Annotated in this window: 22 protein-coding genes; 9 read left to right on the top strand and 13 right to left on the bottom strand. The window is 69.2% G+C overall.

The window, feature by feature from the left end; all coding sequences use genetic code 11:
• Positions 1–90 precede the first annotated feature (90 nt).
• From DDQ50_RS04515 to DDQ50_RS04465, 10 genes are read right to left on the bottom strand one after another with little or no spacing between them, the layout of a single operon-like run.
• Positions 91–867 (bottom strand): TIM barrel protein, encoded by a 777-nt coding sequence (locus DDQ50_RS04515; protein WP_116755484.1) that lies wholly within the window; start codon positions 865–867, stop codon positions 91–93.
• Positions 868–907: 40 nt separating this feature from the next.
• The gene (locus tag DDQ50_RS16995; RefSeq protein ID WP_165829685.1) at positions 908–1930 is read right to left on the bottom strand and encodes a Gfo/Idh/MocA family protein; all 1023 of its coding nucleotides are present in this window, start codon (positions 1928–1930) and stop codon (positions 908–910) included.
• Positions 1927–2931 carry a sugar phosphate isomerase/epimerase family protein gene (locus tag DDQ50_RS04500; RefSeq protein WP_116755482.1) on the bottom strand — a complete coding sequence of 335 codons (1005 nt, stop codon included), beginning with the start codon at positions 2929–2931 and terminating at the stop codon, positions 1927–1929. The genes DDQ50_RS16995 and DDQ50_RS04500 overlap by 4 nt, the downstream gene beginning before the upstream one ends.
• Entirely contained in the window at positions 2928–3335 is a 408-nt protein-coding gene (locus DDQ50_RS04495; protein WP_116755481.1) for a C-glycoside deglycosidase beta subunit domain-containing protein, read from the bottom strand. The genes DDQ50_RS04500 and DDQ50_RS04495 overlap by 4 nt, the downstream gene beginning before the upstream one ends.
• On the bottom strand, positions 3332–3724 hold the full coding sequence (locus DDQ50_RS04490) for a C-glycoside deglycosidase beta subunit domain-containing protein (protein ID WP_116755480.1): 393 nt from the start codon (positions 3722–3724) through the stop codon (positions 3332–3334). Before DDQ50_RS04490 ends, DDQ50_RS04495 begins: the two co-directional genes overlap by 4 nt.
• 3 nt (positions 3725–3727) lie before the next feature.
• Complete coding sequence (locus DDQ50_RS04485; RefSeq protein ID WP_116755479.1) at positions 3728–4723, bottom strand: sugar phosphate isomerase/epimerase family protein; 996 nt, start codon at positions 4721–4723, stop codon at positions 3728–3730.
• Positions 4720–5619 carry a fumarylacetoacetate hydrolase family protein gene (locus DDQ50_RS04480; protein WP_116755478.1) on the bottom strand — a complete coding sequence of 300 codons (900 nt, stop codon included), beginning with the start codon at positions 5617–5619 and terminating at the stop codon, positions 4720–4722. The genes DDQ50_RS04485 and DDQ50_RS04480 overlap by 4 nt, the downstream gene beginning before the upstream one ends.
• Entirely contained in the window at positions 5616–7355 is a 1740-nt protein-coding gene (locus DDQ50_RS04475; protein ID WP_116755477.1) for a hydantoinase B/oxoprolinase family protein, read from the bottom strand. Before DDQ50_RS04475 ends, DDQ50_RS04480 begins: the two co-directional genes overlap by 4 nt.
• The gene (locus DDQ50_RS04470; protein WP_116755476.1) at positions 7352–9391 is read right to left on the bottom strand and encodes a hydantoinase/oxoprolinase family protein; all 2040 of its coding nucleotides are present in this window, start codon (positions 9389–9391) and stop codon (positions 7352–7354) included. The genes DDQ50_RS04475 and DDQ50_RS04470 overlap by 4 nt, the downstream gene beginning before the upstream one ends.
• Positions 9388–10071 carry an enoyl-CoA hydratase-related protein gene (locus DDQ50_RS04465; RefSeq protein ID WP_205663568.1) on the bottom strand — a complete coding sequence of 228 codons (684 nt, stop codon included), beginning with the start codon at positions 10069–10071 and terminating at the stop codon, positions 9388–9390. Before DDQ50_RS04465 ends, DDQ50_RS04470 begins: the two co-directional genes overlap by 4 nt.
• 59 nt (positions 10072–10130) lie before the next feature.
• On the opposite strand from DDQ50_RS04465, the gene DDQ50_RS04460 reads away from it, so the two are divergent.
• The 8 genes from DDQ50_RS04460 (at position 10131) to DDQ50_RS04425 (ending at position 19292) form a co-directional block, all read left to right on the top strand.
• Entirely contained in the window at positions 10131–11276 is a 1146-nt protein-coding gene (locus DDQ50_RS04460; protein ID WP_116755474.1) for an acetyl-CoA C-acyltransferase, read from the top strand.
• Between the two features lie 77 nt (positions 11277–11353).
• Complete coding sequence (locus tag DDQ50_RS04455; protein WP_116755473.1) at positions 11354–12274, top strand: TrmB family transcriptional regulator; 921 nt, start codon at positions 11354–11356, stop codon at positions 12272–12274.
• 85 nt (positions 12275–12359) lie between these two features.
• Positions 12360–13307: a sugar phosphate isomerase/epimerase family protein gene (locus DDQ50_RS04450; protein WP_116755472.1), complete on the top strand. Its 948-nt coding sequence runs from the start codon at positions 12360–12362 to the stop codon at positions 13305–13307.
• A complete protein-coding gene (locus tag DDQ50_RS04445; RefSeq protein WP_116755471.1) occupies positions 13304–14296 on the top strand; it encodes a sugar phosphate isomerase/epimerase family protein in 993 nt (330 codons plus the stop codon). The genes DDQ50_RS04450 and DDQ50_RS04445 overlap by 4 nt, the downstream gene beginning before the upstream one ends.
• Positions 14293–15237 (top strand): sugar phosphate isomerase/epimerase family protein, encoded by a 945-nt coding sequence (locus DDQ50_RS04440; RefSeq protein ID WP_205663567.1) that lies wholly within the window; start codon positions 14293–14295, stop codon positions 15235–15237. Before DDQ50_RS04445 ends, DDQ50_RS04440 begins: the two co-directional genes overlap by 4 nt.
• Positions 15234–16202, top strand: a complete 969-nt coding sequence (locus tag DDQ50_RS04435) for a sugar phosphate isomerase/epimerase family protein (RefSeq protein WP_116755470.1) — start codon at positions 15234–15236, stop codon at positions 16200–16202. Before DDQ50_RS04440 ends, DDQ50_RS04435 begins: the two co-directional genes overlap by 4 nt.
• Positions 16199–17761 carry a GMC oxidoreductase gene (locus DDQ50_RS04430; protein ID WP_116755469.1) on the top strand — a complete coding sequence of 521 codons (1563 nt, stop codon included), beginning with the start codon at positions 16199–16201 and terminating at the stop codon, positions 17759–17761. Before DDQ50_RS04435 ends, DDQ50_RS04430 begins: the two co-directional genes overlap by 4 nt.
• A gap of 4 nt (positions 17762–17765) precedes the next feature.
• On the top strand, positions 17766–19292 hold the full coding sequence (locus DDQ50_RS04425) for a GMC oxidoreductase (RefSeq protein ID WP_116755468.1): 1527 nt from the start codon (positions 17766–17768) through the stop codon (positions 19290–19292).
• A 78-nt stretch (positions 19293–19370) separates the two neighbouring features.
• Here DDQ50_RS04425 and DDQ50_RS04420 read toward each other — a convergent pair whose 3' ends face one another.
• Genes DDQ50_RS04420 through DDQ50_RS04410 form a run of 3 tightly spaced genes read right to left on the bottom strand, consistent with a single transcriptional unit; the run spans position 19371 to position 22670 of the window.
• Entirely contained in the window at positions 19371–21026 is a 1656-nt protein-coding gene (locus tag DDQ50_RS04420; RefSeq protein WP_205663566.1) for a (2,3-dihydroxybenzoyl)adenylate synthase, read from the bottom strand.
• A 5-nt stretch (positions 21027–21031) separates the two neighbouring features.
• Positions 21032–21793 carry an SDR family NAD(P)-dependent oxidoreductase gene (locus tag DDQ50_RS04415; protein ID WP_116755466.1) on the bottom strand — a complete coding sequence of 254 codons (762 nt, stop codon included), beginning with the start codon at positions 21791–21793 and terminating at the stop codon, positions 21032–21034.
• Positions 21794–21824: 31 nt separating this feature from the next.
• Positions 21825–22670: an amidohydrolase family protein gene (locus DDQ50_RS04410; protein WP_116755465.1), complete on the bottom strand. Its 846-nt coding sequence runs from the start codon at positions 22668–22670 to the stop codon at positions 21825–21827.
• Positions 22671–22701: 31 nt separating this feature from the next.
• On the opposite strand from DDQ50_RS04410, the gene DDQ50_RS04405 reads away from it, so the two are divergent.
• The gene (locus DDQ50_RS04405; protein ID WP_116755464.1) at positions 22702–23442 is read left to right on the top strand and encodes an enoyl-CoA hydratase-related protein; all 741 of its coding nucleotides are present in this window, start codon (positions 22702–22704) and stop codon (positions 23440–23442) included.
• Position 23443 lies beyond the last annotated feature (1 nt).

Below are 23443 nucleotides of genomic sequence, written 5' to 3'. Positions count from 1 at the left end.
ACTCCGCTGACGGCAGAGCGAGGCGCACCGCCCGCCGAGCGCAGCGATGCGCAAGCACCCCCGCCTCGACGCGCCCAGCGGGCGGGCCGATCAGAGCTCGGAGTTGATGCGCACGATCTCCGCGACAGCGCTCGAGGTCGCCTGCGTCGGCACGAACTCCAAGCCGATGACGCCCGTGTATCCGGCCGCCTGGAGCAGGCGGAGCTGCTCGCTCCAGTCCACGGTGCCGGAACCCGGCTCTCCGCGTCCCGGCACATCGGCGAGCTGCGCGTAGCCGATCAGTCCCGACGCCGCGGCGAGAGTCCCCTCGACGCTCTCGCGCTGTGTGAGCGAGTGGTAGAGGTCGTACAGGAGGGTCAGCCGCGGCGATCCGACGGCGCGCGCCACCTCGATGGCGTACTCGGTGTGATCGAGGAAGGCACCCGGGTGATCGACTCGGCTGTTGACCGGCTCGAGGACGATGTCGACCCCCGAATCCGCGGTGCGCTCCAGGACCTCGGTCAGGATCTCGGCGAGACGCGCGTGCTGGGCGGGTCGCTTCATCGCGCTGAACCCCGCCCCCGAGCCGACGACCACGCGGGGGCAGCCCAGTGCGCGGGCGTCGGCCATGGTGGACGCGACACCGGCGTAGAACGCTTCGAGGTCGGCGTTCGGCCAGGCGAAGTTCGTGCGGGGAAGGCTCAGCACCGAGCTCACCGCGACTCCGGTCTCCTGGAGGGCGGCAGCGAGGGCCGGCACATCACGGCCGACGGTGCCCCACATCTCGACGGTGTCGAAGCCGTCGGCCGCAGCCGCCCGGACACGATCCGCGAGATCGTCACCCGCTTCCGTGTAGAGCAGGTCGATGTTGGGTGCGAGGGTGAACATGCGTGACTCCATTCGTTGCTGACCGACGGGGCGCCGGGGCTCAGTTGTTGGCGGGAACGTGGGCGACGGGACCGTGGGCGTGCGCGGGGCCGAGCTGATCGCGGACGGCCTCCATGATCTGGAGGACCTCGATCGTGTCCGACACGGGGTGGAAGGGATGCTCGAGGTCGCCTGCCAGCACGGTCTCGCTGACGGCGCGGAACATCGGCACGTAGCCGACACCCTCGAGCGGCTCGCTGAACTCCTCGATCGAGGAGTCGCCGGGAGGGCGGCCGAGTGTGACGGTGAACGCCGTCGGTGAGAAGAACGGCCCCGAGAACACGAGGGTGCCCTTCGTGCCGCCGATCGACGCCGATGGCGGAACGGCGAAGACGATCGACGATGCGGCGAGCGCCACGCCCCCGCCGTCGTAGTCGAGGGTCGCCGCCTCCCAGCGGTCCACCCCGTCGTCCTGCAGCTCGCCGAGGGCGCGGACGGCGCGCGGCGCCCCCAGGAAGGCGTGCACGATGGACAGCGTGTAGACCCCCAGATCCCAGAGGGCTCCCCCGCCGAGCTCCGGATCCCAGAACCTCTTCGGGCCGGTCGCCGCGACGGGGAACCCCATCCCGGTCTGCGCGAATCGGGGCACGCCGATCCTGCCCTCCGCGACGACGGCGAGGGCACGTCGCACGTTGGGGTTGAACTTGGTCCACAGCGCCTCCATGAGGAAGACGCCGCGCGCCGCCGCGAGGTCGCGCAGCTGGGTGGCGTGCCCGAGCGCCATGACCATGGGCTTCTCGACGAGGACGTGCTTGCCGGCGAGGATCGCGCGCCGTGCGTAGTCGAAGTGCATCGGGTGCGGTGTGCAGATGTAGACGAGGTCGATCCCCTCGTCCTGCAGCAGCGCCTCGTAGTCGCCGTACCCGCGCGGCACGCCCGTCTCGGCGCAGAAGCGGTCGGCCGTCTCCTGGCTCCTCGACCCGGCGGCGACGACCTCGACGTTCTCGGTGAGGCGCAGGTCGGCGAGCACCCGCCGTGCGATGCCTCCGGTGCCGACGATGGCCCAGCGGGTGGTTCCCGTCACGCGTTCACCTCGGAGATGACCCTGCGCATCAGATCGTGCTGACGGCGGATCAGCTCGGCGGTCCGCAGTTCGGCGTTGGGAGTCCAGGAGTGGGCCTCCCATTCGCTCGAGATCGACCCGGAGAACCCCGCCCGGAGGATCGGGCCGAGGTTGCGGAAGTAGTCGATGGCGGGCTCGTCGCCGTTGTCGTCGATGTCGTAGAACTTGGCGTGGATGTGGAAGATGCGCGGCATGAGTTCGGCCCAGTCCTCGGGACGCTCATGGCCGTTCATCGTGAAGGCGCTCGCGACGACGGACGCCGTGGATGCGGGCACCCCTCGGCTCTCGGCGAGCGCGATGAACTCCTTCAGACGCTCGCCCTGCCCACCGCCGCCCGCCCAGATGCGCTGCAGCTCGGGCAGGAGCTCCGCGGGGAGCCCGGCCTCGACGTAGGTCTGAGCTAGCCCGGCCGAGATGCTGTGCATCGTCGAGCTGAAATCGGGGATGAAGCCGAGCAGGTCGGAGTCGATGCGGTCGTAGACCTCGCTGACCGCCCGCACCTTGGGCGTCAGGGGGCCTTCCGGCGCGTGGATCTCCATGCCGAGACGGACGCCGGCCTTCTCGGCGTACGGGACGAGCCGCTCGAGCGTCGCCGGGTCCGCGCCGATCTGGATGCGGACGACCGGGAAGCCGAGGAGCCTCGCGGCCTCGATCTGGGGAATCGTGTACTCGACGCGTTCCTCGGTCGTCAGGTCCCTGTCGCGACGGATGGCGATGTCGATGTTCGCGGCGAGGGAGGTGGGGACGAGGCCCAGTCTCGAGGTGGTCTCCCGGAACTCGTCGATGAACGACGTCTCGAGACGGGGGAAGTCGCGGATGCTCTGGAAGCCGACGAGTTCCACCCCCGGCCCGATGCCGGTCTCGGCGACATGCTCGAGCAGTTCGGTGAGCGTGTAGCGGGCGGTGACCCACTCGTTGGTGAACGAGTAGAGAGTCGTGCCGAGAAGAGGAGCGGTGGTCATGGGCGGTTCTCCTGAACGCTCAGGGTGCGGCGCGCGTCGGTGCGACGGGTGAGCGGACCGACGCCGTCGATGATGATGTAGGGGAAGCGGAGTTCGATCTCGACCGAGACGTCGACGTCGTCGCCGGCGGCTCTCTCGACACCGGCGATCTCGACGGCCCCCTCGTCCTGGATGAACCACACCTCGTCCCACACCTCGGCGAGCTCGTCGAAGGTGCGCGATCTCCCGTTCACTCGGAGCCGTATGGCGTCGGCCGGGACGTCCTCGCCGTCGATCGCGACCGTGACCCCGAGCACGCTGGTCAGGGGCAGGCTGCGGTACCACGGCTGGCGGATCCGCACCTCGAGACCGCCCGGGCCGGCGACGGCGGCGTCGGGGCCGAGGAGCAGTTCGGGCCGGGTCACGCCGCCACCGTCTGGGTCTGCGTCGTGGAGGGGGTGTGCGGGACGGGGATGTAGGAGATGCGCAGCTGTTCGGCGAGACCCAGCTCGTGCGGCCCCGCCGTCAGCCCTCCGGGTCTGCGGACGGTGATCGTGGCCGGATCGCCGAACTCCCAGGCGACGGTGTACTCGGTGCGCATGTCCTCGAGCGAGTAGCTGGTGCCGTCGACGGTGAGGGCCACATCCTCACGAGGGATCGCCTCACCGTCGACGGAGACGGCAAGCTCCTCGACCATGGACAGGATGAGTCTGCGGTAGTACCCGCAGCGCGCCTCGAAGGCGAAGCCGACGATGTCGGCGCCGTCCTCGACGTTGCGCAGGCTGTTCTCGACGATGATGTACCGGTCGAACATGGGTCAGTCTCCTTGCTTCTCGTCGTCGAGCAGGCGGGCCATCATCTCCTGGTGGCGACGCACCTGTTCGACACTGTCTACCTCGAACGCGTCCTGGATGTGCCGGTTGCCCTCGTACTCGCTGGACAGGTAGCCGTCGTACCCGCCCTCCTTGAGGACCGAGATGATCTCGCCGTAGGGGATGCTGTACTCCTCGCCGCTCTCGTCGATGTCGTAGAACTTGGCGTGCACGTGGTGGATGAACGGCATGTAGTCGAGCAGCCGTCGCGGCTCCTCCCAGATGAACCGGGTGGCCTGGACCGCCAGGTCCTGCTCGATCGGCCCGAGGTTCAGCCTCTCGGCCTCCACGGGAAGGATCGAGGTGTCCTCGCCGCTGTCGTAGACGTCGACGACGCGCTTGACGAAGTCGGGGTCGGCTCCGTCGCGCAGTGAACGCTCCCAGAGGACGCGGGGCAGGCGCTTGACGAAGATCCCGAGGTCGGGGCAGATCCCCACCACGTCGGATCCGACCCGCTGGGCGACCTCGAGGTGGCTCTCGAACCACTCGCTCCCGAACCGGCGCGGGGAGTGGATCTCGGTGGCCAGCTTGATCCCCTTGTCGCGCGCGTAGGGCGCCGCGAGCTCGACGACCTCTGCGGGCGTCGCCGCGAGGATCCGGATGACGGTCGCTCCGAGTCGCGCGGTGTGGTCGATGTCCTTCTTCAAGTCAGCGACCAGTTCGTCGGTCGGCCGCTCGCGGTCGGGGTAGAGCTTGAGCTCGGCGAACATGTCGTGCGCCGTCGGCTGGAAGCCGTACTGCTCGCGCCAGCCGTCCCACCGGCGGTAGAAGTCCTCGGTCAGGTTGGGAAAGCCGGGCATCATCTGCTCGGCGATGGTCTCGATGCCGAATGCACCGAACCCCACGGAGATCCTGATGCAGTCCTCGAGGCTCAGCTCGCGGAGGAAGAACTCCTCTTGGAACGAGTAGAGGCTGACGCCCCGTTTGATGGAATGGGTCATCGGTTCTCCCTGTCGTTCGCGTCGCGCCGGGTAGCGACGATCTGGTTGCTGAGGCTGCCGACGCCGTCGATCTCGGCGACCATGACGGCACCGTCCTCGAGGTAGGCGCCGTCGTGCGCGCGTGCGGTTCCGGCGGGAGTCCCCGTGAGGATCAGATCACCGGGGTTCAGCGTCGTGTAGCGGGTGATCGCGGCGATCTGCGCCGCGACGCTGACGAGCATCTGCGCGGTCGACGACTGCTGCCGGACGATGCCGTCGACCGTGAGGGTCATGGCGAGGGCCTGGGGATCCGGCACGAAGCGCGCCGGCACGAGGGCGGGCCCGATCGGTGTGAGACCGTCCGCGTTCTTCGCGACTCCCCAGTCGATTCCGAAGATCGGGTGCACGAGGTGCGGTCCGCGGACGGAGACGTCGTTGCCGACCGTGTATCCCGCGAGCACGTCGAGAGCTGACTCCTCTGCGACCTCGAAAGAGCGGCGTCCGATCACGGCGACGAGTTCGACCTCCCAGTCGAGCAGGTCGCCTCCCGTCGGGCGTCGGACCTGGTCGCCGTCGCCGGCGAGCACCGTGGGCGGGGAGATGAAGTGGTAGGGGCGCACGATCGCCGTCTCGCCCATCTCGGCGACATGGTCGGCGAAGTTGGCGCCGGCGCAGAAGACGGCCGGCCGGTCGACCGTCGGCGGACGGTGCGTCCAGCCTTCGATGCTGGTCTCGGCGACGCGCCCGTCGCCGATCGCCGCCTCGATCTCGTCGACGAGCCCGGTGTCCTGGAGCACGTCGGCGATGTCGACCGGACGCCCGAGGAGGCGGGCCGCATCGTGATACCGCCCGTCCCGTTCGGCAACGATCCGCTCGGTGTCGGCCAACCGCATCCGGTGGAAGCGGGTGATGCTCATCGTGTCCTCCTCAGTTCCGCCGTCGCCGGCTCGTCGATGCGCCAGCCGTCCTGATCCCCGTCGATCGCGACGCGATAGAGCTCGCGCGCGGCATCGACGCTGACGTAGCCGGCCGTGACGTCCGCCAGGACCTCGGTCGCGGGTCGCTCGGCCGGATCGCCGAAACCTCCCCCGCCGCCGGTCTCGACGATGAAGGATTCGCCGGGCGCCAACGGCAGGGAGTCGGCCTTGCCGCTCGGCAGTGTGACGATTCCCCCCTCGGGTTCCCGCCGCCGGACCGCGTTCGGGAACGCGGCGGTTCCGCCCTCGAGTCCCCAGGGCGCCATGACCGTCCGCTCGACCGAGCTGTTGAAGCGCATCCCGGCCTCGACCTGCCACTCGAATGTCGTTCCGAGGCCGCCGCGTCGTCTGCCGGCCCCTCCGGAGTCGGGCCGCAGTTCGTACCGGGTGGCGAGGAGCCCCGAGCGCTTGACCTCGTTGGCCTCGATCGGGGTGTTGTGGGTGTCGCCGTCATTGATGCAGATCGTCGCGCTCTCGCCATCGGCGTCGCGGCGGGCGCCCCATCCTCCGCCCTGGGCGGCATGGACGAAGACGAAGAGCCGACCCGTCTCGGAATCCTCGCCGAAGGCGGTCGCCACCCCGATGTCGGCGTGATGACCGGCGATCGCGAGGTTCGGAACCGCGGGGGCGAGGGCACGGAAGATGCAGTCGACCAGCGTCATCGGATAGGTCATCCACCAGCGCATCGCCGCGGGCCGCTGAGCACTCACAACGGTGCCCGGCGGGAGGATCACCTCGGCCGGACGGAAGCTTCCCGCGTTGACGGGCCCCTCGGTCGGCGAAGTCAGAGCCTTGAAGGCGACGTGGACGGCGGAGAGTCCGGCCGCCTCGCCGGAGTTGTAGTAGCCCGGCACCTGAGGACTCATCCGCGACAGGTCGACGATGAAGCGGTCGCCCTCGATGCGCACCGTGACGTCGATGGGGACGCGTTGACCGACGCGTACGCCGTCGTCATCCATCTCGGCGCTCGCACGGTACTCCCCGTCGGGGATGGCGAGGACCGCTGCCCTGGCGCGCTTCTCGCTGGCGTCGAACATCGCCTGGAAGGCGGCGTCGAGGACGTCGGCTCCGTACCGCGCGGCGAGTTCGACGATGCGGGCCTCACCCGTGCGGACCGCTGCCAGCTGCGCGCGGAGATCGCCGAGGGCGAGGTTGGAGAACCGGACGTTGAGCTCGATGATGGCGAGCAGTTCGCGATCCTCGACCCCCGCTTTGACGATCTTGACCATCGGGAACTGGAAGCCCTCGGAGTAGATGTCGTGGGTGGTGCCGCCGAGGACTCCGCCGACATCGGCCCAGTGCGCCATCGATGCGGAGAACGCGACGATGCGCCCGTCGGCGAAGACCGGGAGCACGACGATGATGTGGTTCAGATGGCTGCCGCTGAGGAAGCCGTCGTTGGTGAGGAGGACGTCGCCCGGATCGATCCCGTCGCGTCCGAAGTGCTCGATCATCGCCTTGACCGCATGCGACAGCCCGCCGACGAACATCGGCAGCCCGAGCCCGATGGACACGGTCTCCCCGTCCGAGTCGAAGAGGCCGACCGTGAAGTCCTGGGCCTCGTAGATGATCTGGTTGTAGGCGGTCCGCATGAGATTGGTCTTCATCTCATTGGTGATGCCGATGAGGTTGCCGCGGATGATCTCCGCGGTGATCGGGTCGAGGCGGTCGGTCATCGTGCTGCTCCGATCTCGAGCAGCAGAGCGCCCGTTGCGTCGACGACGGCACGGTCCCCCGGCCGCAGCAGGGTTGTGGTCGTCTCCTCCTCGATCGCGGCCGGGCCCTCGATCTCGTCGCCGGCGAGCAGCGCCGCCCGTTCGTAGACGGCGCACCGGAGCGGCTCCGCTCCGATGTCGAAGAGCACCAGGCGATCGGGGCGGCGCGACTCGGGGCTCGGCGAACCCGACCCGGCCGGCAGGACCTCGGGCTCGGTGCGGGCGATCGAACGGATCGCGGAGACCCGCAGGCTCACGATCTCGACCGGCTGGCCGGGCGCAGCGTGCCCGAACCGCACTCGGTGCCCCTCGTCGAACGCACCGGCCAACCCGACCGGATCGATCGGGGCATCGTCGATCGGGAGGGTCAGCACGTGCTCCTGGCCGACGTACCTCATGTCGAGCGCGATGAGGTGCCGGGTCGGACCGTCGGGCATGCCGCCCTCCTGCAGGGCGACCAGGCATTCGGCCTTGAGCGCGTCGATCCGCTCCTGGAAACCGGCGTCGAGGCCCGCGAGGGGTTGGATCCTCGTCTGGACGACATCGTGGCGGAGATCTGCGAGCAGCATCCCGATGGCCGAGAAGACCGAGGGCAGCACGGGGATGACGACACGGGTGATGCCCAGTTCGCGAGCGATGAGCGACGCGTGCACCGGGCCGTTGCCCCCATAGGCGAACATGGCGAAGTCGCGCGGATCGAGACCCCGTTCGGTCGTCACTGCGCGGACCGCTGTCGCCATCGACGCGGCGGCGATCTGCAGGATCCCACCCGCGGCGGCCGGGGTGCTGAGCCCCAACTGGTCGGCGACGGCGGACACCGCGTCTCGGGCCGCGTCGGCGTGCAGCTCGAGGCCGCCGGACAGCTTCTGGTTCGAGTCGATGATCCCGAGCACCAGGCTCGCGTCCGTCACCGTCGCGTCGGTGCCTCCCCTGCCGTAGCAGGCCGGTCCCGGTTCGGAACCCGCGCTGCGCGGGCCCACCCGGATCCCGCCGCCGACGTCGACGCTCGCGATGCTCCCCCCGCCGGTGCCGACCTCGACGATGTCGAGGCAGGGAACGCGGATGGGGAGCCCCTCCGCGTATCCCCCGACGAAGTACTCGGCGGCGATCGGGAAGGCGAGATCCCGGACGATCGACGCCTTCGCGGTGGTGCCGCCCATGTCGAACGCGATGGCGTGCTCGTAGCCCAGGCGCCGGCAGGTCTCGATCGTGCCCACCACCCCGCCCGCCGGACCGGACTCGAGCATCTGCACGCTCTGCCGCCGGATGCGTTCGATGCCGGCGAGACCGCCGTTGGACTGCATGATCGCGATCGCACCGCCGCTGCCCTCAAAGGCGCGGTCGAGCTCGGCGAGGTAGTCGGCGACGACCGGTCCGACGAACGCATTCGCTGCGACGGTCGAGGTGCGCTCGTACTCGCGGTACTCGCGGCTGAGCTCGTGCGAGAGCGACACGAAGACGCCGGGGAGCTCCTCGGCGAGGATCTCGCCAATGCGGATCTCGTGGTCGGGGTTGCGGTAGGCGTGCAGCAGAGCGACGGCCACGGATTCGACCCCGTCGACCCGCAGACGGCGCGCGATCTCCCGCACCGCGGCCTCGTCGAGGGAGCGGTGCACCGATCCGTCGGCGCGCATCCGTTCGGGCGCTTCGAAGACCCGCCGGCGCGGGATCAGGGGACGAGGGCGGCGGAAGGCGAGGTTGAACGCGTCGGGCCGATTGACGCGGCCGATCTCGTAGACGTCGCGGAACCCCTCCGTGGTGATGAGGGCGGTGTCGGCCCCGCGGCGCTCGATCAGGGAGTTGATGACGACGGTGCTGCCGTGGAGCAGGAAGTCGACGTCCTCGACCTCGGTGCCCGAGTATCGCAGCCCGGTCAGGATGCCCTCGAGGAGGTGGCTCGGGGTGCTGAGCGATTTGCCCACCGAGATAGCCCCTCGTTCGTCCATGGCGACGACGTCGGTGAAGGTCCCTCCGATATCGATGGCGACGCGGCTCATCGGCTGCCCCTCTCCCGTCCGGTGATGCGTTCCTGCAGCGCCCGAGTCGCGGCGATGAAGTCGGGTCGACCGGTCGACCAGCGCTGACGCCGGGTCTCGAGGTCGAGGATGCCGGCGTGCTCGGGAGTCTCCTCGGCGGTGCGCAGGGTGGCCGTGACCGCTTCGACGTATTCGCGGTCGAGCTCGGTGGCGCGTGAGGCGAGCTCGACCGTCTCCTCGACGAGGGCGTCGGGCGAATGCACGGAGGCGATGAGACCGGCCTGGAGGGCGGCGGCGGCGTCGAGGGCCTCGCCGAAGACGTTCATCATCGTCGCCCGCTGCCGGCCGACGGCCCGTTCGAGAAGCCAGGTGTGCCCTCCGCCGGGATGCAGTCGAAGCGCGGGGAAGCGGCTCTCGAATCGTGCCGACGTCGAGGCGGTGCGCACATCGCAGGCGAGGGCGAGGTTGAGCCCGGCCCCCACGGCGGGCCCGTTCACGGCGGCGATAGTGGGAAGCGGGGAGCGTCGCACTCGAAGGAATCCTTCGTAGACGGCGATGACATCGTCGAAGCGCCCGTCCGCGGAGGCGACGAGGGTGGAGAGCACAGCTCCGGAGCAGAACGCGGGCCCCGAGAGGGTGATCAGCGCGGTGCCCCCGCGTCGCTCGAGCCGCGCAGGCGGTTTCGTCTCGGTCTCGGGCATCGTCACTCCATCGTTCGGGCCTCTATGAACTACCATAGTAGGTAGGAGGAAATATTCACATGCCCGAAGCTTTGATCGCCTCACTCACCCGCACTCCTATCGGCCGCGCCGTGAAGGGATCACTGCGGGAGGTCCGCCCCGACGATCTCGTCGCCACCGCGATGCGGGCCGCGGTGCAGCACTCCGGAATCGACCCGCACACGCTCGAGGATTCGCTTCTCGGCACCGCCTACCCCGAGGGCAAGGCAGGCGGCAATCTCGGCCGCCGGGCGGTCCCGCTCGCCGGCCTCCCGATCACCGTTCCCGGCGCGACGGTCAACCGCTTCTGCGCCTCGAGCCTGCAGGCGATGCGCATGTCGGCGCACGCGATCTGGTCTGGCGAGTCGGACGCGATCCTCGCGTCGGGCGTCGAGTCGACGAGCACGACCGGCCGCGGCACCCGGGACGAGGACAAGCATCCGCTCCTGCTGCCGGGAGGCCTCGCCGACATGTACATCGCCATGGGCGAGACGGCGGAGAACGTCGCCGACCGCTACGGCATCACGCGGACCGAGATGGACGAGTTCGCACTCCGCTCCCATCGTCTCGCCATCGCCGCCCGCGACAGCGGGTCGACCGCGAAGGAGATCACGCCGGTCGCACTGCCGGACGGGACTTCGTTCGACACCGACGACGGTCCGCGACGGGACACGAGCCTCGAGACCCTCGCGGGGCTGCGACCCGCATTCCGCGAGAACGGCCGAGTGACGGCGGGCAACTCCTGCCCCCTGAACGACGGCGCTGCCGCCGCCGTCGTCGTGAGCGACCGATTGGCCGCCGAGCAGGAGCTGCCCGTGCGGGCACGTATCGTCGCAACGTCGGTGTCGGGCATCGCGCCCGAACTCATGGGCATCGGACCCATCGAGGCCGTCGGAAGAGTGCTCGAGCGAGCCGGAATGACCATCGGCGACATCGACGCGATCGAGTTCAACGAGGCCTTCGCCGCGCAGGTCCTGGCCACGGCGCGCGACACCGGTATGGACATCGACTCGCAGGTCAACCTGCGCGGCGGATCGATCGCCCTCGGGCATCCCTTCGGCATGAGCGGGATCCGCCTGCTGACCACTCTCATGACCACTCTCGAGGAGATCGACGGCACCATCGGCATGGTCACGCTCTGCGTCGGGGGCGGCCAGGGCATGGCCATGATCGTCGAGCGCCGCTGAGACGCACAGCCCACGCCGAGCGACACGTACTACACCGGTAACCACTACCGTCCTATACTTCTCCGCAGGAGGTCGTGATGACTGATGAGACGGCACTTACCGGGTCGCGGCAGCAGCTGTTCGATGCACTGCTGCAGCTCGGCTTCAGCCAGTACGAGGCGAAGTGCTACGTCGGACTGATCGGGTCCGACGGCCTGACCGGCTACGGCGTCGCCAAGGCGACCGGCGTGCCGCAGCCGAAGGTCTACGAGACGCTGCGGCGCCTGGTGCGACGCGGAGTCGCTCAGCAGATCGCCGACGACCCGGCGGTCTTCGCCGCCACCGCGCCCGATCAGGTCCTCGAGGACCTCGAGCGCGAGTTCCGCCGCAGTCACGAGTCCGCCGCTCAAGCCGCGAAGACGATCCATCACGACGACCACACCTCCCCCGCCGTGCAGGTGCGTGGTTTCCGCACCGGCGATCGCGTCATGGCCGCCGCGCGTAGCCTCATCGAGGGCGCCGAGCGGCGCGTCTACCTCTCGACCTCGCCGGCCGAGCTCGACGCGCTCATCCCATCCCTCCGGGCGGCGGTGGATCGCGGTGTCGACGTCATCCTGCTCGACTTCGGCGCAGCGGGCCGCCAGGAGCACGGCATGCGCATCTTCCGCCACGCGAGCACCGACCGGGCCATCTACCGTCACCATCAGGCACGGCATCTCGCGCTCGTGGTCGACTCGTTGGAGGCGGTGACCGCGGTCGCCGTCGACGGCGAGACCTGGGAGGGCGTGCAGTCCGGCAACACGGCCATCATCGCCGCCGTCAAGGGCATGATCCGCCACGACATCGATCTGCAGCAGGTCTACGCCGACTTCGGGCCGACGCTCGTGGAGGCGTACGGCCCCGGCCTGCAGGCGCTCGAGACCTACCGCGCGCCCGTCATGGAGGCTGTCGAGCCCGAGACCGCGGAGCCCGCAGCGCCCGTCCGCGTGCGTCGTCGGGCCGGCGGCCGCCCGGCCTGATCGCGCCCCGGGGGACATAGCTTCGCGATCGAATGGTGCAACTACCTACCAAGGTAGGTAGTGTTATCGCGAGCAAAGGAGCACGATGACGTGGAAACGCTGGTCCTATATGGATCACTGGATAACCGGAACCCCCCAGGGACCGCGGCAGCCGACGTTCAACAGGAATCACACCGAGCGCTATCTTCGGCAGCTCGAGACGCTCGGTTTCACCGGCTTCGACACCTTCGGCTTCACCCTTCCGATCTACGCGTCGTTGTACGGTTCGGTCCCGGCGTTCGAGCGGGCCCTTCAGGATCACGGTTTCGTCGGACTCACCGGCGTCTTCGCCGCCTACCCGTATGCGACGGATTTCGCGGCTCCTCACCGCCGCGAGACCCACGACCGGATCTTCGCCGACTTCGAGCGCACGGCTGCCGCCGTGGACGGTCTCGCGGTCGAGAACGTCATCGTGATGCCGACCAACACGTACTTCCAGGTCGAGCCCGTGACCGACGAGACCATCAAGATCACCGCCGAGCTCTGGAACCGGGTCGGCGCGATGCTCGCACCGCGAGGCCTCAACCTGACCTGCCACTTCGAGTTCTGGGGGGCCATCAGGACCGAGGACGAGCTGGCGCTCTTCTTCGAGCACACCGACCCCGAGCTGGTCGGCTTCTTCTGCGACACCGCCCAGCACACGATCGCGGGGGTCGACCCGCTCGCGCTGTTCCGCCGCTATCGCGATCGCTGCCGCGGATTCCACTTCAAGGACACCCAGCGAGTGGACGACTTCGACGCGTACCGGACGGCACCTGATGCCGAGCTGATGGCGACCGGAGTGCCCCGCTGGTTCTACGAGATGGGCACGCCAGAGGGCCTCGTCGACTTCCCGGCGCTGATGCGCGAGATCCTCGACAGTGGATTCGACGGCTGGCTGACGGTAGAGCACGACAAGGCCGACCTGGGCGGCGGCAACTTCGCCGAGGCGACCGCCGTGGCGAAGTGGTACATCGACAACGTGCTGGACTCGGTCCGAGGGGGTGCCGCATGAGCGGATTCCGCTACTCCTACGCCCTCAACCAGTGGCGCCAGAGCCCGACCTCGTTCGTTCGTCTCGAAGATCACGAGCGCGCCTTCAAGACGCTGTCCGTCTCGGGGTTCCGGGCCGTCGAGCTCTGGGCGGGCACGGGCCGGTGGAGCAACCTCGGCCGCCCCGAGCATCTCCGACTGAACTACGGGTCGTCGGCCGGATTCGTCGGCCGGCTCGCCGAATGCGGAATCGACGCCGTCTCGAGCCTCACCTGGGATCCGTCGGCTCCGGCAGCCGAGGAGGGATTCGACCTCCGCTCGACCTCCCGCCCCGCCGATCACGCCCGGATCCTCGCCGCGGTCGACCCGTATCTCGACCTCCTGACCGAGCTGGGCTGCGATCGGATCGTCGTCCGGGCCACCGAGCCCGCCGGCCGCATCGGAGCCGACCTCGACGTCGGAGCGGTCGCCTCGGTGCTCGAGCGGATCGGCTCGGCTGCGAAGGACCGTGGTGTCCGGCTCGCCGCCGACATCGACTGCCTGTCTCCCCTGCGGGATGCGGCGGGCATCGCGAGCCTGCTCGACTCCACCGACCCCGACCTCGTCGACCTCTCCCTCAGCACCGCCGACCTCGTCGTGGCGGGCGAGGACCCGGTCGCGATCGCCCGCAGACACGTCGACCGCATCGGGCACGTGCACCTCAAGGACAGCCATTTCGTCGACTCGGAGAACGCCTACCTTCTGCCGGGGGCAGAGGTCGACATGCTCCAGGGCAACGCGGGGCGCCGGATCGAACGCTGGTTCTTCGAGTTCGGGAGCGAGGCGGGTCTCGTCGACGCCGCAGCTGTGCTCGGCGTGCTCGGCGAATCCGACTACTCCGGGTGGGTAGTGCTCGAGAGCGACCAGTCGCCCGAACCGGCCACGAGCGCAATGCTGAACGCCTGGTATCTCACCCACATCGCCGCGGCCGGTTTCCGCGCCGCGGCCCGAACCGAGGAGCCCGCACGATGAAGTGGAGCTACATGGACCACTGGCGGAGCCCGTCGCCGAACGGCCCGATCGATCAGTGGCAGACCTACGACTCGATGGACCGCTTCCTGAAGCAGGTCGCGGCGGTCGGCTACGACGCCATCGACACCTTCGACCACCGCTACTTCACGATCATCGACCAGTACGGTTCGGTTGCGAACTACCAGGAGTTCGTGCAGGAGCGCGGTCTCGAGCGAATCGTCAACACGTTTCACGCCGCGGCGTACGACCAGCGCAACTACGCGCCCCACATCGCCTCGACGCACGACAACATCCTCGAGGACTTCCGGGTCACGATGGACCGCTGGTCGGGCATCCAGCTCGACAACATCATCGTCATGCCGGCGACGCTCTACTACGACATGGAGCCGGTCACCGAGGACAAGATCAAGACCACCGCCGAGCTGTGGAACAAGGTCGGCGCGATCACGCTCGACGCGGGCGTCAAGCTGACCTGCCACCACGAGTTCTTCTGCGGGATCCAGTCGAAGGAGGAGCTCGACACCTTCTACGCCTACACCGACCCCGCCCTGGTCAACCTGTTCGTCGACACCGCGCAGCACTGCATCGCGAGCGTCGACCCGGTCGAGTTCTACGAGAAGTACGCCGATCGGGTCACGGGTTTCCACTTCAAGGACACGCGCCACCAGGATCTCGTCGGCGACTACCGCCGCCGCCCCGACGCCGAACTGATGGGGACCACCACACCGAGGTGGTTCCACGAGATGGGCGACGAGGGAGGTCTCGTCGACTTCGAGGCATTCATGCGCGCGGTTGTGCGCAACGGCTACGACGGCTGGCTGAGCGTCGAGCACGACAAGGCCAACAAGCTCGGCGGCGACCACGCCGAGAGCACCGCCATCGCTCGCTGGTACGCCAAGAACGTGCTCGAGAAGGTCGCACGAGAGGAGGCCGCGAAGTGATCAGGTGGTCGTACGCCATCAACCAGTGGAAGCCGTCGTTCGACGACTTCACCCGCCGTCGCGATCACGAGCGCGCCCTGCGCGTCATCTCGATCAGCGGCTTCACCGGTGTCGAGCTGACGACCGGCACGGGTCGCTGGGAGCCGCTCGGCAACCCCGATCAGCTCGCCGCGAACTTCGGATCGGCGGCGGGCTTCGCCGACTTCGTCCATGACGCTGCTCTCGAGGCGGTGAGCAGCTGGTTCTTCGACCCGCTGCTCGGGTTCCGCGAGGACCTGTCCGGTCCCGCCGACCCGGCCGATCCGGCCGCGCACGACTCGGTGGTCTCGCATGCGACCTGGTTCGCCGAAGCGCTCGCGGAGCTGGGGGGAGAGGTGCTGGTCGTGCGTCCCACGGCATCGGCGTGGCAGCGACCCGAGCTCGACGACGCGGTGATCGACACGATCGCCGCCTGCTGGAACGATGTGGGACGCGCGATCGCCCCGCTCGGGATCCGGCTCGCCCTCCACTTCGACTTCCTCTCGGCATTGCGCTCCCACGATGGGCTCGAGAGGCTCCTGGCCGCCACGGACCCCGCCCTCGTCGGATTCTCCGTCGACACGGGCGAGTTCGCCGCGGCGGGGCTCGATCCGGTGGCATTCATCGAGGCGCACCCCGATCGGGTCGCGCACGTGCAGCTCAAGAACGCGGCAGCCGTCGACGATGACGACGAGTACCTGCGCCGGAACGCCGAGCATCACGTGAAGAAGGGCGGTGGGGAGAAGCCGGTTCCGCGCTGGTTCCTCGAGCTGGGCGTGGCTGCCGGCATCGTCGATGCGGAGGCCGTCGTCCGCGCCCTCGTCTCCCACGGCTACGACGGCTGGGTGACCGTCGAATCCGATCTCTCGCCGCACCCGCCGACGAGCGCCATGCTCAACGGGTGGTACCTGCAGCACGTGCTGCAGCCGATCACGGCGGCGTCATGAAGGTCGTCGTCGTCGGAAGCGGACCCGTCGGCTCCGCCTTCGCCCGGCGGCTCCTCGAAGGCTCCCCCGAGATCGAGGTGACGATGTTCGAGCGCGGACCCGTCGTCTCGGATCCGGCGGGCATGAACGTGCGCAACATCGTCGACCCCGACGAGAAGCTCCACGCCCGGCGGGCATCCCAGGGGCCCAAGTCGGGCGAGGGCGAGTCGGTCGGCCTCGGCATCCCCATCACGACCGTCATCGAGGGCACCTACACGGCCAGGGCCGGCACGCACCTCATCGACTTCGGGGGCGAGGGCTCGGGGCATTCCTCCGAGTTCCCGGCCGCCGCCGTCGCAACCTGCGTGGGTGGGCAGGGTGCGCACTGGACCTGCGCGACACCCCGCCCGCAGTTCAGCGAACGCATCCCCTTCATCCCCGCCGACGAATGGGACGACCTGGTCGTGCGCGCCGAAGCGGTGCTGCACACGACGCACCGCGCGTTCGACGGTTCCGCGATCGCTGCCGGCCTGCAGAGCGCGATCTCGGACGCCGTCGACGCGCTCCTCCCCGAGGGATACGGCGTGAGCCCGCTGCCCGTCGCCGGCGACCTCCAGTCCGACGGGTCGATGCGCTGGACGGGCACCGACACGGTGCTCGGACCCCTCATCGATCCCGACTCCGAGCTGTCCTCCCGCTTCGAACTGATTCCCGAGACACCCGTCACCCGGATCGTCGACGACGGTGGGCACGTGACAGGGGTGATGGTGAAGCCGCGCGGCGGAGACGAGCGGTTCGTCGCCGCCGACCTCGTTGTGGCTGCCGCCGACGCCCTTCGGACCCCGCAGCTGCTGTGGGCGTCGGGCATCCGCCCCCCGGCGCTCGGCCACTACCTGAGCGATCACCCCGGGGTCTTCAGCGTCGTCGCCATCGACGGGGAGAAGCTGGCCGGTCGCCTCACCCTCGATCAGATCGAGCACGAGCGTGCGCGGATGGCCGCCGCCGGGACCAGCGACCCCGTCGCCGCGGTGCTGCGCGTCCCCTACTCCGAGCCTGACCACCCGTACTCGTCGCAGGTCCTGTACATGTACGAGTCGCCGCTCCCTATCCCCGAGGACCACCCGCTGCACGGCAACCCGTGGGGCTACGCCAACGTGGGCTTCGGAGTCCGCAAGTTCGCCCGCTACGAGGACTGCGTCACCTACGACGACGACGAACTCGACTGGGCGGGCATGCCGAACATGACCGTGCACTACGAGCTGACGGAGCGCGAGCAGGCCGAGCTCGCGGGCGCTCGCGAGAGCCAGGCGCGCGTAGCGGGGGCCATCGGCAGCTTCATCCCCGGTGGCGAGCCCGCCGTCATGCCGAACGGCGCGAGCCTGCACTACAAGGGGACCATGCGGATGGGAGCCGTCGACGACGGCGCCTCCGTATGCGACGCCTGGAGCAGGGTCTGGCAGTTCGACAACCTGTACCTCGCCGGCAACGGCGTGATCCCCACCAACACCGTCGTCAATCCGACCCTTATGAGCGTGGCACTCGCGCTGCGCGCGGCGGATTCGATCCTCGAGGAGCACTGAGCACGTGAGCGAACAGTCCGGATACGACCTCATCATCGTGGGCAGCGGTCCCGCGGGCAGTGCCGTCGCCCGCGAGGTCTCCGCGGCCCGCCCCGACGCCCGCATCCTGATGGTCGAACGCGGACCGCAGACGACGCCGCTGGCCGGCGAATCGGTGCGCAACCTGAGCGGCGAGCTGCGTGCGAACGCCGAACGTCTCGCCCAGGGCCCGAACGCCGACGGTCGGACTACCGTTTCCGACTCGCGGCAGGGTCGGCCCGTCGCGCGCCCGGGGACCTTCCTCATCGGCGAGATGATCGGGGACGACCCGCAGACGAACATGCCGGGGGCTCTTGCGAGCGCCGGGGTCGGAGGCATGGGGCAGCACTGGACCTGCGCCTGCCCACTGCCCGGCAACACCGAGCGCGTCCCCTTCATCCCCGGCGATGAGCTCGACGCCCTGCTCGACCGAGCCGGCGAGCTGCTGCACGTGACCCAGGACGCCTATCCGGAGTCCGGCGTCCGCGCCGCCGTCGAACGTGCGCTCGGAGAGTTCTTCAACGAGGGCCGGCCCGCCGATCGCCGCGTCCAGGCCATGCCGCTCGCTGCCACACCGACACCGAGCGGCCGACCGCGGTGGTCGGGAGCCGACACGGTGCTCGGCGAGCTGGCCGACGAGGCGACGAGGCCCGAATCGTTCGAGCTCCGCGCCTCCACCCTCGCCCGCCGCGTGCTCCTCGATGATTCGGGAGCCGTCCGGGGTCTCGAGATCGAGGACCGGGTTACGGGCGAACGGTCAGAGGTCGAAGCTCCGCAGGTGGTGGTCGCCGCCGACGCGTTCGGGTCGCCCCAGCTGCTGTGGGCATCGGGGATCCGGCCCCGCGCACTCGGCCACTATCTCAACGACCAGCCGCAGGTGATGTGCTCGGTCTACCTCGACCCGAGCATCGCGCCGCCCGACCAGATCGAGCAGGCGGCCGACTCGGAGCGCGAGGCGATGACAGGGGTCAGCTGGATCCCCTTCAACGCACCCGACTACCCCTTCCACGGACAGATCATGCAGCGCGATGCGGCTCCCATGATCGTGGGTGATGTCGAGAGCGACGACCGCCGCCCGATCGTCGGTCTGGGCTGCTTCACGACGAAGGACATCCGGTTCGAGGACCACATCGAGTTCAGCGAGTCCGAGGTGGACTTCTTCGGCATGCCCGCGCCGAAGATCCACTACGAACTGACCGACGTCGATCGCGCCACCATCAACCGGGCGCTCGGCATCGTCAGCGGTCTCGTCGAGAAGATGGGCGTGCCCGTGCCCGGCGGACACCCTCGACTCGTGCCCGCCGGCAGCTCGATCCACTACCAGGGAACGGTTCGGATGGGCGAGGACAACGACGGTGAGAGCGTCTCCGACCCGTGGGGTCGTGTCTGGGACGTTCCCGGCCTCTATGTCGCCGGCAACGGAGTGATCCCGACACCGACCGCCTCGAACCCCACCGTCACCACCGTCGCCCTCGCGGTGCGCACCGCGGGTGCCGTCCTCGAGGACAGCTGACCGCTCTCGCCTCAGGCGCAATGAAAGGGGCGGAGCCGATCGGCTCCGCCCCTTCGTCGTATCGAGATCAGCAGGCCGTCAGGACGAGGCGCTCTCGAGCGCGATCTCGGCCACGAGGTCCTTCTTCGACACCTTGCCGATGGGCGACAGCGGCAGTTCGTCGTAGACGCGGAGCGCCTCGGGCAGCTTGAACCGCGCGAGGTCGAACCCGGCGAGGAACTCGACGAGCTCCGGGAGCTCGAGGGTCGTCCCCTCGCGGAGCACCACGCACGCGCACATGCGCTCCCCCAGCACCGGGTCGGGCATGGGGACGACGGCGGCGATCACGATCGACGGGTGGGAGAGCATGAGATTCTCGATCTCCTCGGCCGAGATCTTCTCGCCTCCGCGGTTGATGAGGTCCTTGCGCCGCCCTGCGACGACGTAGTTCCCCGACGCGGTGCGCACCATGAGGTCGCCGCTCAGGTAGAACCCGTCGGGCGTGAACGCCGTGAGGTTGTGCTCCGGGGCGCGGAAGTAGCCGCGCAGCGTGTACGGACCACGAGCCGCGAGCTCGCCGACTTCGCCGTCGGCGACGTCGACGCCGTCCTCGTCGATCAGGCGGACCTCGTCGTCGGGGCAGATCGGCCGCCCGACCGTCTCGAGACGCACGTCGTCGGGGTCGTCGAGCCGGACGAACATCAGCAGACCCTCGGCCATGCCGAAGTTCTCCTGGACCTGCGCCACGGGGAACACCTCGGTGGCGCGGAGCCGGGTCTCGGGCTGCAGACGCTGACCGCCGCTCTGGATGACCCGCATCGTGCCGAGGTCCGCGCCGACGCTCTGCTGCGCCTCGAGGATCTTGATCAGCAGGGCGGGCACCAGGTGGATGTGCGTCGCGCTGTCGCGGTCGATCCGGCTGAGGATGGCGTCGGCCCGTGGGACGGCGACGAGGCTGACGGTCGCCCCCGAGAACAGGAACCCCTGCATGCCCGGGCAGGCGAGCGGGAGGTTGTGCGACACGGGGAGGACGTCGAGCAGCACATCGCCCTCGCGGATGTCGCACACCGACGCCGCCAGTTTGGAGTTGTAGGCGTAGTCGTTGTGACTCCGGGGGATGAGCTTCGGAATCCCCGTTGTCCCGCCCGACAGCTGGAATACGGCGGGATCCTCGGGGTCGAGCCCGGCCCGCTGATCGCGGATCTCCTGCTCGGTGGCACGGGGCGCACGGACGTGGAGGTCGTCGATCGACACCCGCCCCTCCCCCGGCTCCACCGGGCCCTCGACGAAGTGCAGCTTCAGCGTCGGATGCTCTGCCGAGACCCGGTCGAACAGCTCGAGGTAGGAGATGTCCTTCGCCGCGGCCGGCGAGGCGAGGGCGACGGCGCCGGCGAGACGCACGAACTGCTCGACCTCGCGGTAGCGGTGCACGGGCAGAGCCATGATGGGGATCGCGCCGAGGTGCTGCAGCCCGAGGTAGAACGATGCGAACAGGGCGGTGTTGCGCAACTGGACGACGACGCGGTCGAGCGGCCTGATGCCCAGATCGTGCAGGTTGCGGGCGACGACCATGGAGCGCTCCGCCAGCTCGGCGTAGGTGATGCTCTCGTCGTCGTCGACGATCGCCACCCGGTCCGCGTAGTCGCGGAACGCGTCCTCGTAGTGTTCGATGAGCAGCCGGTCGTCCCAGTACCCCGCCGCGCGGTACTTCTCGGCGAATTCAGCGGGGAAGCGGACGACACCGTCGAGAGCCACGGCGCTCAGCTCGTCGCCGTGTAGCCGCCGTCGATCACGAGGATCTCGCCGGTGACGAACGGGTGCGAAGTGGCGAGCGTGAACACCGAGGCGGCCACGTCATCGAGCTCGACATTGCGACGCATGGGGGTGAGCTTGGCACGACGCTCCATGAGCTTGTCGTAGCCGTCTCCGAGCGTGCGCTCCATCCACTCGCCGGCGATCCAGCCGGGCGCGACGGCGTTGACACGGACCTCGGGGGCGAGCACCCGGCTGAGCGTCTTGGTCAGGCTCACGACCGCCGCCTTGCTCGCCGCGTAGGCGAGCGGCTGCGGTCCGGGGCGCAGACCGACGATGCTGGCGATGTTGACCACCGACCCTCCCGAGGCGCGGAGGAAGGGCGCCGCGGCGCGGGTGACCTGGACGAGTCCCCGGACGTTGACGGCGAAGACGCGGTCCCACTCGTCGAGGTCGATGCCGTCGAGGTCCTCGGGCTTCGTCTCCATCGTCGTTCCCGCATTGTTGACGAGGATGTCGAGCCGCCCCTCGGGGCCGGCGGCGACGCGGACGAGCTCTGCGACGGCCGCGTCGTCACTGACGTCGGCCTGCACAGCGGCGTGCTGCCCGCCGAACGCTTCGAGTTCTGCGAGGGTCGCCTCGCCGCGCTCCCGCGACTTGCCGTAGTTGATGGTCACGTCGTATCCGGCCTCGGCGAACCGGAGGGCCGACGCCCGTCCGATCCCGCTCGCGGATCCGGTGACGAGGGCTCGAGGTCGTGATGTGCTCATGCAGCTGTCTTCCGTTTCTGTTTCGTCGCGTTCAGACGCCGAGGACGCGTTCCGCGTTGCCGTGGAACACCTTCGCCATGACGTCGTCCGAGTAACCGAGCTCATCCCATTCTCTGAACAACCGGTCGAAGGGGATGCTGGGGTGATCGGTTCCGAACATGATCTTGTCCTGCAGACGCGAGCGGATGTCGACCTTCAGCTGCGGCGAGAAGTACTTCGGCGCCCAGCCCGACAGCTCCCAGAACACGTTGCCCTTGTGCAGGGCGACCGCGGTCATCTCCTCGACCCAGGGCCACCCCGGGTGCGACGCGATGATGGTGAGCTCGGGCAGGTCGGCCGCGAGATGGTCGATCGCGATCGGGTGCGCGTTGTCGATCCGCGAGCCGAGGCCGCCCGGCAAGCCGGCGCCCATGCCGGTGGTGCCGACGTCGACCATGGCGACGAGCCCGAGATCCCGCATCAACTCGAAGATGGGGCGCAGCTCGGGCGAGTCGACCCGGTAGCGGCCCATGATCGGGTGGAAGTGCAATCCGAGCACGCCGTCCTCGCGCGCGGTGCGCTCGATCTCGACGAGGGCCGCTTCGCCCTTGAACGGATCGACGGCTCCCCAGGCCCCGACGAAGACATCGGGATGGCGGTCGCGCATGGCGGCCACCTCCTGGTTCTGGAAGGCGGGCGAGTTCTCGTGGATGCTCTCGATGTCGAAGGCCACGAGGAGGGCCTGCATGCCCGCGGCGCGGATGTCATCGACGACATCCTGCTCGGGTCGGCCGTCCCACGGCTTGTTCCAGTACTCGGCGAGCGCCGCCGCGAACGGCCCCTGCGAGCGCACCCACTCTGGTGTGCCCGGGTAGCAGTGCAGATCTAGTTTTCTCATCGCCCCAATACTAACTACTAAGGTGGTTACTATGGAATATACGGCCTCCGTCGCGCAGGTCCAATCGCAGGAAATCCTGACGATCACACTGACCAGTCCGCACAACAGGAACGCGCTGACCCCCGAGCTGGTCGAGGGGATCAGGGAGGGCCTGGCCGAGGCGCGTCGAAATGCCCGGGTCGTCGTGATCGCCGCAGAGGGGCCGGCGTTCTGCGCGGGGCTCGACCTGAAGGAGCAGGACCCCGAGCGCCTGCGGCTCGCGCTGGAGCTTCTGGTCGGACTGCTGCGCGACATCCTCGACTCGCCGGTGCCCGTGATCGCACGGGTTCACGGGGCGGCCCGCGCCGGTGGCCTGGGCATCCTGGGCGCTGCCGACTTCGTGGTCGCCGCCGACGAGGTGGACTTCGCCTTCACCGAGGCGCGGCTGGGCCTCGCCCCGGTGGTCGTGTCGGCGACCGTCCTCCGCCGACTCGCTTCGCGAGATGCCGCGCGCCTGTTCCTGACCGGCGAGTCCATCACCGCGGACGAGGCGGCGAGACTCGGCCTGGTCACGCATACGGCCCCGCGGGCGGAGCTCGACTCCGTCGTGCAGGCGATCGCCGACTCCCTGCTGCGGGCCGACCCTCAGGGCCTCCGCGAATCGAAGGCCATTCTCAACGTCGAAGCCATCACCGCGCTCGATCGCGACGCCGCGGCGCTGGTCGCGAAGTCGCTCGCCCTGTTCCGTTCGCCGGAGGCTCGGGACGCCATCGCGAGGGCCCGCCGCGGCTGAC

The organism is Amnibacterium flavum, assembly GCF_003097495.1.
Classification (GTDB): Bacteria; Actinomycetota; Actinomycetes; order Actinomycetales; family Microbacteriaceae; genus Naasia; species Naasia flava.
Note: the sequence above shows the minus strand (reverse complement) of the source record. Positions and strands in the feature narration are given on the sequence as shown.